The 11542-nt window shown below is 61.7% G+C and carries 10 protein-coding genes; 9 read left to right on the top strand and 1 reads right to left on the bottom strand.

Going from position 1 to position 11542, the window contains the following annotated elements; all coding sequences use genetic code 11:
• Positions 1-139 precede the first annotated feature (139 nt).
• Positions 140-2428: an arginine/lysine/ornithine decarboxylase gene (locus IBX54_RS08415; protein WP_296542220.1), complete on the bottom strand. Its 2289-nt coding sequence runs from the start codon at positions 2426-2428 to the stop codon at positions 140-142.
• A 135-nt stretch (positions 2429-2563) separates the two neighbouring features.
• On the opposite strand from IBX54_RS08415, the gene IBX54_RS08410 reads away from it, so the two are divergent.
• The 9 genes from IBX54_RS08410 to IBX54_RS08370 all read left to right on the top strand — a co-directional run.
• Positions 2564-2989 (top strand): NfeD family protein, encoded by a 426-nt coding sequence (locus IBX54_RS08410; RefSeq protein ID WP_296542219.1) that lies wholly within the window; start codon positions 2564-2566, stop codon positions 2987-2989.
• 211 nt (positions 2990-3200) lie between these two features.
• Entirely contained in the window at positions 3201-4121 is a 921-nt protein-coding gene (locus IBX54_RS08405) for an SPFH domain-containing protein (RefSeq protein WP_296542218.1), read from the top strand.
• Between the two features lie 87 nt (positions 4122-4208).
• The gene (locus tag IBX54_RS08400) at positions 4209-7016 is read left to right on the top strand and encodes a monovalent cation/H+ antiporter subunit A (RefSeq protein WP_296542217.1); all 2808 of its coding nucleotides are present in this window, start codon (positions 4209-4211) and stop codon (positions 7014-7016) included.
• Positions 7004-7345: a Na+/H+ antiporter subunit C gene (locus IBX54_RS08395; RefSeq protein ID WP_296542216.1), complete on the top strand. Its 342-nt coding sequence runs from the start codon at positions 7004-7006 to the stop codon at positions 7343-7345. The genes IBX54_RS08400 and IBX54_RS08395 overlap by 13 nt, the downstream gene beginning before the upstream one ends.
• Positions 7342-8862, top strand: a complete 1521-nt coding sequence (locus IBX54_RS08390; protein ID WP_296542215.1) for a monovalent cation/H+ antiporter subunit D — start codon at positions 7342-7344, stop codon at positions 8860-8862. The genes IBX54_RS08395 and IBX54_RS08390 overlap by 4 nt, the downstream gene beginning before the upstream one ends.
• Positions 8859-9347: a Na+/H+ antiporter subunit E gene (locus IBX54_RS08385; RefSeq protein WP_296542214.1), complete on the top strand. Its 489-nt coding sequence runs from the start codon at positions 8859-8861 to the stop codon at positions 9345-9347. Before IBX54_RS08390 ends, IBX54_RS08385 begins: the two co-directional genes overlap by 4 nt.
• On the top strand, positions 9341-9610 hold the full coding sequence (locus IBX54_RS08380; RefSeq protein WP_296542213.1) for a K+/H+ antiporter subunit F: 270 nt from the start codon (positions 9341-9343) through the stop codon (positions 9608-9610). The genes IBX54_RS08385 and IBX54_RS08380 overlap by 7 nt, the downstream gene beginning before the upstream one ends.
• Positions 9607-9903 (top strand): Na+/H+ antiporter subunit G, encoded by a 297-nt coding sequence (locus tag IBX54_RS08375; protein ID WP_296542212.1) that lies wholly within the window; start codon positions 9607-9609, stop codon positions 9901-9903. The genes IBX54_RS08380 and IBX54_RS08375 overlap by 4 nt, the downstream gene beginning before the upstream one ends.
• 179 nt (positions 9904-10082) lie before the next feature.
• Positions 10083-11542: fumarate hydratase (locus tag IBX54_RS08370; RefSeq protein ID WP_296542211.1), on the top strand; the 1460-nt coding region annotated here is incomplete at its 3' end.

Below are 11542 nucleotides of genomic sequence, written 5' to 3'. Positions count from 1 at the left end.
GGCGGGCCTCCCACAAAGCAGGGTCCCGCCTCCTGTGGGAGCGGCGCCCTCGCCGGGCAGCCATCGGCCCGGGGGCGGGCCTCCCACAAAGCAGGGTCCCGCCTCCTGTGGGAGCGGCGCCCTCGCCGCGATTGAACCCTCAAGCCTTCACGCAATCTGCAAAGTAACGCACTTGGCCATCGGCGCCCTCTTCTTCCACCAGCCCGTGGATGTCGGTCTCGAAGCCAGGGCACTGGCGGTTGAACTCGCGCGAGAACTTGAGGTAATCGACGATCTTCTTGTTGAACACCTCGCCCGGAATCAGCAAGGGAATGCCGGGTGGGTAAGGTGTCACCAGGCCTACCGTGACACGGCCTTCGAGCTGGTCAATTTCCACGCGCTCGGTCTTGCGCAACGCAATGTGGGCGTAGGCGTCGCTCGGTTTCATGGCTGGAGTCAGGTCGCTCAGGTACATGTCGGTGGTCAGACGCGCAATGTCGTACTTGGCATAGAGCTGGTGAATATGCTGGCACAGGTCGGCCAGGCCCATGTTTTCGTACTTGGGGTATTTTTGGCAAAACTCGGGCAGGATGCGCCACATGGCCTGGTTCTTGGCGTAGTCGTCCTTGAACTGCTGCAAGGCGGTCAGCATGCTGTTCCAGCGGCCCTTGGTGATGCCGATGGTGAACATGATGAAAAAGCTGTACAGCCCGGTCTTTTCCACCACCACGCCGTGCTCGGCCAAAAACTTGGTCACGATGCTGGCCGGAATGCCGGTTTTGGCGAATTTGCCGTTCAGGTCCATGCCGGGTGTCACCACGGTGGACTTGATCGGATCGAGCATGTTGAAGCCGGTCGCCATCTTGCCAAAGCCGTGCCAGTTGACCCCGGCCTTGATGGTGCGCGACTCGCCCTTGATGATCCAGTCGTCGGCGCGGCCAATGCCCTCCTCCACCAGCTTGTCCGGCCCCCAGACCTTGAACCACCAGTCGGTGCCGTAGTCGTCGTCGATTTGGCGCATGGCACGCCTGAAATCGAGCGCCTCTGCAATGCTTTCTTCCACCAGCGCGGTGCCCCCGGGTGGCTCCATCATGGCCGCAGCCACGTCACAGCTGGCAATGATGCTGTATTGCGGACTGGTGCTGGTGTGCATCAAGTAGGCTTCGTTAAACAGGTGCTTGTCAAGCTTGACCGTTTGCGAGTCCTGCACCAGCACATGGCTGGCCTGGCTGATGCCGGCCAACAGCTTGTGAATGGATTGGGTGGCATAGACCATGGCCTTTTTCGGCCGCGCCCGTCTCTTGCCCATGGCGTGGTAGCTGCCGTAAAACGGGTGGAACGCCGCGTGCGGCAGCCAGGCCTCGTCGAAGTGGATGTTTTCCACATAACCGTCGAGCATGTTCTTGACGGTTTCGGTGTTGTACAGCACGCCATCGTAGGTGGATTGCGTCAGCGTGAGCACGCGCGGCTTGATCTGATTGGCATCGAGGTCGGGCAAATGCGCCTTGATCAGCGGATTGGCCCTGATCTTGGCCTTGATGGTGGCGGGCTCGAACTCGCTTTTGGGAATGGGGCCGATGATGCCGAAATGGTTGCGCGTGGGCTTCAAAAACACCGGAATCGCGCCGGTCATGATGATGGCGTGCAGGATGGATTTGTGGCAATTGCGGTCCACCACCACCACGTCGTTGGGTGCCACCGTGTGGTGCCAGACCATTTTGTTGCTGGTGCTGGTGCCATTGGTGACAAAAAAGCAGTGATCGGCATTGAAGATGCGCGCGGCATTGCGTTCGCTCTTGCCAATGGCGCCATCGTGATCAAGCAACTGGCCCAGTTCTTCGACCGCGTTGCACACGTCGGCACGCAGCATGTTTTCGCCGTAAAACTGGTGGTACATCTGGCCCACCGGGCTTTTCAGGAACGCCACGCCGCCGGAGTGCCCCGGGCAGTGCCACGAATAAGAGCCGTCTTCGGCATAGTCGAGCAAGGCCTTGAAAAACGGCGGCTGCACACCCTCAAGATAACTTTTGGCTTCGCGGATGATGTGGCGCGCAACAAACTCTGGCGTGTCCTCAAACATGTGGATGAAGCCGTGCAGCTCACGCAAAATGTCATTGGGCAGGTGGCGGCTGGTCTTGGTTTCACCGTAAACGTAGATCGGCACATCGAGGTTTTTGCGCCGCACCTCCTCGATGAAATGGCGCAGGTTGACCACCGCCGGGTCAAGATCGGGGCCCGGGGTAAATTCCTCATCGTCGATCGACAAAATGAAGGTGCTGGCGCGGCTTTGCTGTTGGGCAAACTGGCTCAGGTCGCCGTAGCTGGTGACACCCAGCACCTCAAACCCCTCGGACTCAAAGGCCTGCGCCAGCGCGCGAATGCCCAGCCCGGAGGTGTTCTCGGAACGGTAATCCTCGTCAATAATGACAATCGGAAAGCGAAATTTCATGGCAGACTCCAGTGGCTCGGGCAAAAAATGTAAATTGGCGCGAAGTGTAAGGACTTATCGTGTCGCACCGGTTGCGAACGCGCACACTTACCAGAGAATACGGCAGGACAAATACGAATGGATACAAATTTGAACATGGCAGATTCGACCCTTTGGTGGCTCTTGACAGGCGCGGTGATCGCAGTCGAGTTGCTGGTCGGCACTTTTTATCTGCTGATGTTGTCGCTGGGTCTGGCCGGAGCTGCCATTGCCGCGCACATGGGGGCATCCATGCCGGTGCAGTTGGTGGTGGCAGCCGTGCTCGGCGGCGGTTTTGTGGTGGCTTGGCGCAGTTACAAGAAGCACCAGCCGCCCGCCTTGCCAGCCAGTGCCAACCGCACCGTCAATCTGGACATCGGCGAAACCCTGAACATCGAAAGCTGGAGCGAGGATGGCACCAGCACCGCCAAATACCGCGGCGCCAGCTGGAACGTGTCGCTGCGGCCCGGCGCGGTGTCGGCACCCGGCCCGCACCGTATCGTCGAGGTGGTCGGCAGTCGTCTGGTGGTCGAAAAATTGTGAATTGGAAAAGGATGTCATTGCGCTACGCTTTCCATGAACAGCCCCGTCATTGCGAACGCAGTGACGCAATCCATGACCCCGGAAGTCATGGATCGCCACGCTTCGCTCGCGATGACGAAGTCTCTGTTCAAGGTCCGTGTGCGGTATCGGGCCGGATACGGGGGGCTCGCAGTGACGGAGTCATCATCTGCTTGGTTTTTTGGAGTCATTAATGGAAATCTCATTTATTTTGTTTGTCATCGCGGTGATCTTTGTCTCGCAGTCGGTCAAGGTGGTGCCGCAGCAGCACGCCTGGGTGGTGGAGCGCCTGGGCAAATACACCGGTACGCTGATGCCGGGCCTGAACTTTTTGGTGCCGTTTGTTGACAAGGTGGCCTACAAGCACTTGCTCAAGGAAGTGCCGCTCGACATCCCCAGCCAGGTCTGTATCACGCGCGACAACACGCAGCTGCAGGTCGATGGCATTTTGTATTTTCAGGTGACTGATGCGATGCGCGCCAGCTACGGCTCGAGCAACTACATCATGGCGATTTCGCAACTGGCGCAAACCTCGCTGCGCTCGGTGATCGGCAAACTCGAGCTCGACAAAACCTTCGAGGAGCGCGACATCATCAACGCTCAGGTGGTGCAGGCCATCGATGAAGCTGCGCTGAACTGGGGCGTGAAAGTGTTGCGCTACGAAATCAAGGACCTCACACCGCCCAAGGAAATCCTGCACGCGATGCAGCAGCAGATCACCGCCGAGCGCGAAAAGCGCGCCCTGATTGCCGCCTCCGAAGGACGTCGCCAGGAGCAGATCAACATCGCCACCGGCGAACGTGAGGCGTTTATTGCACGCTCCGAGGGCGAAAAGCAGGCCGCCATCAATCAGGCGCAGGGCGAGGCGGCCGCCATTTTGACCGTGGCCGAGGCCAATGCGCAGGCCATCGAGCGCGTGGCAGCTGCCATTCGCCAACCCGGTGGTGACCAGGCCGTGCAGCTCAAGGTGGCCGAAAAAGCGGTTGATGCCTACAGCAAAGTGGCAGCAGATGCCACCACCACCCTGATCGTTCCCAGCAACATGACCGAAGTGGCCGCCCTGGTGGGTTCGGCCATGAAAATGGTGCAGGGCCAAAAAGTAGTTGGCGACTAAGCCACCCGGCTTGCGCCGCGCTTCATCCGGGCTACCCATGCGCGCTGAAGTCGCACTGCCCGGGCGTGCCTTAAGAATCATGACACCATGCAACTGTTTCTAGCCATACTCACGCCATTTTTTGGCGCAGCGCTGGTCGCTGCCATTGCCCGCTACGGCCGCAGCGCCAGCGCCTGGTGCGCCGCCGGGGTGACGGCGGCGGCCTTGCTGCAATTGCTGCCGCTGATGGCGGCCAGCTTTGCCGGCACCACCACGCTGCAGCGCCTGCCCTGGATCAGCAGCGCCGGGCTGGACCTGGTGTTTCGCATGGACGGGCTCGGCGTGCTTTTTGTGCTGCTGATTCTTTGCATCGGATTGCTGGTCATTTTGTATGCCCATTACTACTTGAGCGCGCGCGACAGCCTGAGTCGGCTTTACGCCTACCTGCTTTTGTTCATGGGCTCCATGCTGGGGGTGGTGCTGTCGGAAAACCTGATCCAGTTGCTGATTTTCTGGGAGCTCACCAGCCTGTCGTCGTTTCTGCTGATCGCCTACTGGCGCAACCGTGAAGACGCCCGCAGCGGTGCCCGCATGGCGCTGGCCATCACCGGGGCCGGTGGCCTGGCGCTGCTGGGCGGTTTTATCTTGCTCGGCGAAATGGTCGGCAGCTACGAGTTGACCCAGGTGCTGGCCAGTGGCGACCTGGTGCGCGCGCACCCGCTGTATTTGCCGGCGCTGCTGCTGATCTTGCTGGGCGCCTTTACCAAATCGGCGCAATTTCCGTTTCACTTCTGGCTGCCCAACGCCATGGCCGCGCCGACGCCGGTTTCAGCCTACCTGCACTCGGCCACCATGGTGAAAGCCGGTGTCTTTTTGCTGGCCCGACTGTTCCCGGTGCTATCGGGCACGGATGCCTGGACCTGGCTGGTGGGCGGCATTGGCCTGACCACTTTTTTGCTGGGCGCGGTGCTGGCGCTGTTCAAGCACGACCTGAAGGGCCTATTGGCTTATTCCACCATCAGCCACCTCGGGCTGATCACCGCGCTGTTTGGCATCGGCACGCCGCTGGCCGCTTTGGCAGGGGTGTTTCACATCATCAACCACGCCATCTTCAAGGCTGGCCTGTTCATGGCCGCCGGCATCATCGACCACGAATGCGGCACCCGCGACATGCGCCGCATCAACGGCCTGTGGCACTACATGCCGCACACAGCCACACTGGCCATGGTGGCTTCTGCAGCCATGGCCGGGGTGCCGCTGGCCAATGGTTTTTTATCCAAGGAGATGTTTTTTGCCGAGGCCGTGACCGCGGGCAGCAGGCACCCGTTGGGTTGGTTGCTGCCACTTGTCGCGACCCTGGCCGGTGTTTTTGCCGTGGCCTATTCGCTGCGCTTCATCCACGACGTGTTCTTTAACGGCGAGCCCGTCAACCTGCCCAAAAAACCGCACGAGCCGGTGCGCTGGATGAAGGTGCCGGTAGAGATTCTGGTGGTGCTGGTGTTGCTGGTCGGCATATTTCCGGCGCAAACGGTCGAGCCCCTGCTGGCCGTGGCCGCCGGCGCCGTGCTGCAGGGGCCGCTGCCCGAGCACAACCTGGCCATTTGGCACGGCTTTAACCCGGCGCTGTGGATGAGCCTGATCGCCCTGGCCGGTGGCACAGTGCTGTACCTGGCCCGTCGCCCCCTGTTTGCCTTGCACGACCAGCTCGACAAGCGCCTGCAGGGCCGACTGATCTTTGACGCGCTGATGGATGGCCTGTTTGGCACCGCCGAGCGCGTTACCCGCTGGCTCGACACCGGATCGCTGCAGCGCCAGCTCGCGCTGTTCGTGCTCAGCGCCCTGGTGCTCGGCGGTGCCGGTCTGGCGCTGGTGGCGGCGCCATTGACGGGTACGCGGCCCCTGCTCGGCGTTGACGGCGTCAGCCTGATGGCCGGCCTGGTGCTGCTGCTGGCTACGCTGGCGGCCACGGCACTGCATCGCCACCGCCTCACCGCCCTGGTGCTCACCGGTGCCGTCGGGCTGATCGTGGCGCTGGTGTTTGTCAAGTTTTCGGCGCCCGACCTGGCGCTGACGCAGCTCTCGGTCGAGGTGGTCACTGTGATCTTGCTGCTGCTGGCCTTGTACTTTTTGCCCGCTACCACGCCGCGTGAATCCAGTACCGCCAGGCGTTGGCGTGACGTGTGGCTGGCCTTGCTGGCCGGCGGCGGTGCCACCGCGCTGTCCTGGGCCGTGCTGACCCGCTCGAATGACAGCATTGCCGACTTCTTTCTGGAAAACAGTGTGTCCGGCGGCGGTGGCAGCAACGTGGTCAACGTGATTTTGGTGGACTTCCGTGGCTTTGACACCTTCGGTGAAATCACCGTGCTGGCCATTGCCGCCCTGGGCATTTTTGCGCTGCTGGGCAACTTGCGCCTGAGCGGCCCCACGGTTGACGCCAGTGGCCGCGCCTGGGACGGCGACACCCACCCCATGATTTTGGCCACCTTTGCCCGGCTGCTGCTGCCGCTGGCGCTGCTGGTGTCTTTCTATATCTTTTTGCGCGGCCACAACCTGCCGGGCGGCGGCTTTATTGCCGGGCTCATCACCGCCATCGCGCTGATCGTGCAGTACCTGGCCAATGGCGTGAGCTGGACCCATGCGCGCCTGCCGGCCCACACCCACCCCTGGATCGCTGCGGGTCTGGTCATCGCCCTGCTCACCGGGCTGGCAAGCTGGCTCTTTGGCCGGCCGTTCCTGACCTCGGCCTTTGGCCATGTCAACTGGCCGCTGGTGGGCGAGTTCGAGCTGGCCTCGGCCATGGCTTTCGACCTTGGCGTTTATTTGGTGGTGGTGGGCGCTACCCTGCTGATCCTGATCAACCTGGGCCTGGTGCACCGCGCCAGCCACAACCCCGAGGCCGCACCATGGAAACCCTGATTGCCCTGGCCATAGGCACCTTGACTGGCTGCGGCGTTTATTTGCTGCTGCGCGCGCGCACCTTCCCCGTGGTGCTGGGCCTCACCTTGCTGTCCTACGGCGTCAACCTGTTTTTATTTGCCACCGGCCGGCTCGTCATTGGCCAACCGCCAGTCATTTCGGGCGCAGCCAATTACGCCGACCCCTTGCCGCAGGCGCTGGTGCTCACCGCCATCGTCATCGGCTTTGCCATGACCGCCTTTGTCATCATGCTGAGCCTGCGCGCGCGGGACGAATTTGGCAACGACCACGTCGATGGCACAGCACCCCAAGCGGGGGACGCGACATGATGGCGCACCTGCCGATCGTCCCCATCCTGTTGCCGTTTTTGGCAGGCACGCTGCTGCTGGCGCTGGGACGCTTGTCGCTGCCGGCCCAACGCGTTTTGGCGCTGGCGTCTGCGCTCGCACAAATTGGCGCTGCCATGGCCTTGCTGGCTGCCGTATCAGGCGGCGACATGCTGGTGTACCGGTTGGGTGACTGGCCCGCCCCCTGGGGCATTGTGCTGGTGGCTGATCGCTTGTCGGCCTGGATGGTGCTTGTCACCACCCTGCTCGCCCTGTGGGCGCTGATTTATGCCGGCAACGGCATCGATGCCCAGGGGCGCCATTTTCATGTGCTGTTCCAGATGCAATTGTTCGGCCTGGCTGGTGCCTTTTTGACCGGCGACCTGTTCAATCTGTTCGTCTTTTTCGAGATTTTGCTGATTGCTTCCTATGGCTTGGCGCTGCATGGCGGCGGCAAAGTGCGCACCCGCGCCGGGCTGCACTACGTGGTGATGAACCTGGCCGGCTCCACGGTGTTTCTGTTTGCCGCCGGGCTCATCTATGCGTCATTGGGCAGCCTGAACCTGGCCGACCTGGCGGCCCGGGCTGTCGCACTGGATGCCAACATGCTCGGCCTGGCGCGCGCTGGTGGCCTGCTGCTGCTGGCGGTGTTTGCCCTCAAGGCCGCCTTGCTGCCGCTGCACCTGTGGCTGCCTGCCGCCTACAGCGGCACGTCGGCGCCGGTGGCGGCACTGTTTGCCATCATGACCAAGGTTGGCATTTATGCCATCTTGCGCAGCCACACGCTGCTGTTTGGCGACAGCGCCGGGGCACTCGCCAACCTGTTTGAGCCCTGGCTGATGCCGCTGGCGCTGGCCACCATCGTCATCGGCACGCTCGGCGTGCTGGCCGCCGACAGCCTGGGGCGCCTTAGCGGCTACCTGGTACTGGTGTCGGTGGGCACGCTGCTCACTGGCATCAGCCTGGGCACCCAGGGCATCGCCGCGGCGCTGTATTACCTGCCGCACAGCACCTTTACCGCCGCGCTGCTGTTTTTGCTGGCTGACAGCATCAAACGCCGCCGCCTGTTGCAGGCCGACAGCCTCAGACCCGACGCCGACATGGCGCGCCATGCCCTTTGGGGCGGCCTGTTTTTTGCAGCAGCGGTGGCCGTGACCGGCTTGCCGCCGCTGTCTGGTTTTATTGGCAAGTTTCTGATTCTGCGTGCAGCCCCTGGTCAGCCCTGGATCTGGACGGTGATTTTGCTCGCCGCACTGCTGGCGGTGATTGCCATGGCGCGCGCGGGCAGTCAGGTGTTTTTCAACAGCCTGCCCGCCACCGATACAACAGCTACCGGGCAGCCAAGCCCCGCAAGCCCATCCAGCAGCGCCCGCGAGTTGCTGGCCATTGGTGGTTTGCTCGGGCTGATTCTGGCCTTGACAATATTTGCCGGGCCGGCCCTTGACTATGCGCAAGCCACCGCGCAGCAATTGGCTGAGCCTGCGCGCTACATCTCCGCCGTGCTGGGAGCCAAGCCATGAAAAAATGGTTACCTCACCCCTTGTTGACACCCATTCTGACACTGGTCTGGTTGCTGCTCAACAACACGCTGGCCCCCGGCCATGTCGTGCTCGGCCTGCTGTTGGGCTGGGCCATTCCGCGCTTCACGCTCAACTTCTGGCCCGAGCGGGTGCGTATCTACCGCCCATTGAGCCTGCTGCGTTTTCTGGGTGTTTTTTTGTTTGATGTGCTGGTGGCCAATGTGGCTGTGGCGCGCCTGGTACTGGCCGGGCCGCGTTCGCTCAATCCTTTATTTGTGCAAGTACCGCTGAATCTGACCAACGAATTGGCCGTGAGCCTGCTGGCCAACACCATCTGCCTGACGCCCGGCACCGTGTCCGCGCGCCTGTCACCCGACCACCGCACGCTGATGGTGCATGCGCTGGACTGCACCGACGCACAGCAGCTCATTGACACCATCAAAACACGGTTCGAGGCCCCACTCAAGGAGATTTTTGAATGCTGAGCAGCGCCCTCATCCTCGCCTTTGCCTTTGTTGCCGTCGCCTTTGGCCTGAGCTTTTACAGGCTGATCAAGGGGCCCAGCGTGCCCGACCGCATCCTGGCGCTTGATACGCTTTACATCAACGCCATCGCCTTGCTGATTTTGCTGGGCATCCAGCTCGGCAGCCCGCTGTATTTTGAGGCCGCCTTGCTGATTGCCCTGATGGGTTTTGTCGGCACCGTGGCCTTGTCCAAATTTTTATTGCGCGGAGACATCATCGAATGAGCTTGTTCACCGAAATCCTGCTCTCGGCGCTGGTGCTGATCGGCGCCGGCTTTACCCTGATTGGCTCGCTCAGTCTGGTGCGCTTCAAAGACTTTTACACCCGCCTGCACGGCCCCACCAAGGCCACCACGCTGGGCGTGGGTTGCCTGCTGATTGCCTCGTCGGTCTATTTCAGCGTCACCGGCGATGGCTTGAGCCTGCATGAAATGCTGGTTACGCTGTTTTTGTTCATCACCGCACCGATCTCCGCGCATTTGCTGGCCAAGGCCGCGCTGCACCTGGGCTTGCGCTGAGCCACGCCAACAACCTTCGCGGCGAGGGCGCCGCTCCTACAACACGGGGCGGCAGCGGCATTTAGGGCTTGTGCAGCGAAGCGTCGTCAGGCTGGTGTCGGGGCGCGTTGGTTAAACTCTGCTGCATTCGGCCGCGCCGGTGGTCGAAATCAGTTTTCACGCACTTTGAGGACACCATCATGAGCACCATCCGCCAAAATGATCTGATCGAATCCGTTGCCGCAGCGCTGCAATACATCAGCTACTACCACCCCGCTGACTACATCGCCCACTTGGCCAAAGCCTACGAGCGCGAGCAAAGCCCGGCCGCCAAGGATGCCATTGCTCAAATCCTGACCAACAGCAAAATGAGTGCTGAAGGCCACCGCCCGATCTGCCAGGACACCGGCATCGTCAACGTGTTCCTCAAAGTGGGCATGGACGTGCGCTGGGGCGAGTTCACCGGCAGCCTCGACGACGCCATCAACGAAGGCGTGCGCCGCGCCTATACCGACCCCAGCAACACGCTGCGCAAAAGCGTGGTGGCCGACCCCCAGTTTGAGCGCAAAAACACCAAGGACAACACGCCTGCCGTCATCTTCACCGACATCGTGCCAGGCGACAAGCTCGAAGTAACGGTGGCGGCCAAAGGCGGCGGCAGTGAAAACAAAAGCAAGATGTACATGCTCAACCCCAACGATTCGGTGGTTGATTGGGTACTCAAAACCGTACCGACCATGGGTGCTGGCTGGTGCCCGCCCGGCATGCTCGGCATCGGCATTGGCGGCACGGCAGAAAAAGCCGTGGTCATGGCCAAGGAAAGTCTGATGGACAGCCTGGACATGCACGAGCTGCAAGCCAAAGCGGCCAGCGGCGCGGAACTCTCCAACGTTGAAAAACTGCGCCTGGAATTGTTTGAAAAAGTCAACGCCCTGGGCATTGGCGCACAAGGCCTGGGTGGCCTGACCACCGTGCTCGACGTCAAGATCAAAATGTACCCCACGCACGCGGCGGGCAAGCCCATTGCCATGATTCCCAACTGCGCCGCCATGCGCCACGCGCACTTTGTGATGGACGGCAGCGGCCCGGTTTACCTGACACCACCGTCGCTTGACACCTGGCCCGATGTGCAATGGGCCCCCGACTATGTCAAGAGCAAGAAGGTCAACCTCGACACCCTGACCAAGGCCGAAGTGGCAAGCTGGAAACCCGGCGACACCCTGCTGCTCAACGGCAAGATGCTGACCGGCCGCGACGCCGCCCACAAGCGCATCAAGGACATGCTGGCCAAGGGTGAAAAGCTGCCGGTGGACTTCACCAACCGCGTGATTTATTACGTGGGCCCGGTGGACCCGGTCGATGGCGAGGCGGTCGGCCCGGCTGGCCCCACCACCGCCACGCGCATGGACGGCTTTACCGAGATGATGCTGGCCGAGACCGGCCTGATTGCCATGGTTGGCAAGGCCGAGCGCGGCCCGGTCGCGATCGAGGCCATCAAAAAACACCAGAGCGCCTACCTGATGGCTGTGGGTGGCGCTGCCTATTTGGTCAGCAAGGCCATCAAGACCTCGAAAGTCGTGGGCTTTGAAGACTTGGGCATGGAAGCCATTTACGAGTTCGACGTGGTTGACATGCCTGTGACCGTGGCGGTGGATGCCGG

Source organism: Rhodoferax sp. (assembly GCF_014859475.1).
Classification (GTDB): Bacteria; Pseudomonadota; Gammaproteobacteria; order Burkholderiales; family Burkholderiaceae_C; genus Rhodoferax.
This window is presented reverse-complemented; position numbering and strand designations above follow the sequence as displayed.

Excerpts from the sequence above, each read along its gene's own strand:
- IBX54_RS08415 (WP_296542220.1), bottom strand. The coding sequence starts at position 2,428 with ATGAAATTTCGCTTTCCGATTGTCATTATTGACGAGGATTACCGTTCC.
- IBX54_RS08400 (WP_296542217.1), top strand. The coding sequence starts at position 4,209 with ATGCAACTGTTTCTAGCCATACTCACGCCATTTTTTGGCGCAGCGCTG.
- IBX54_RS08395 (WP_296542216.1), top strand. The coding sequence starts at position 7,004 with ATGGAAACCCTGATTGCCCTGGCCATAGGCACCTTGACTGGCTGCGGC.
- IBX54_RS08390 (WP_296542215.1), top strand. The coding sequence starts at position 7,342 with ATGATGGCGCACCTGCCGATCGTCCCCATCCTGTTGCCGTTTTTGGCA.
- IBX54_RS08375 (WP_296542212.1), top strand. The coding sequence starts at position 9,607 with ATGAGCTTGTTCACCGAAATCCTGCTCTCGGCGCTGGTGCTGATCGGC.
- IBX54_RS08385 (WP_296542214.1), top strand. The coding sequence starts at position 8,859 with ATGAAAAAATGGTTACCTCACCCCTTGTTGACACCCATTCTGACACTG.
- IBX54_RS08380 (WP_296542213.1), top strand. The coding sequence starts at position 9,341 with ATGCTGAGCAGCGCCCTCATCCTCGCCTTTGCCTTTGTTGCCGTCGCC.
- IBX54_RS08410 (WP_296542219.1), top strand. The coding sequence starts at position 2,564 with ATGGCAGATTCGACCCTTTGGTGGCTCTTGACAGGCGCGGTGATCGCA.
- IBX54_RS08405 (WP_296542218.1), top strand. The coding sequence starts at position 3,201 with ATGGAAATCTCATTTATTTTGTTTGTCATCGCGGTGATCTTTGTCTCG.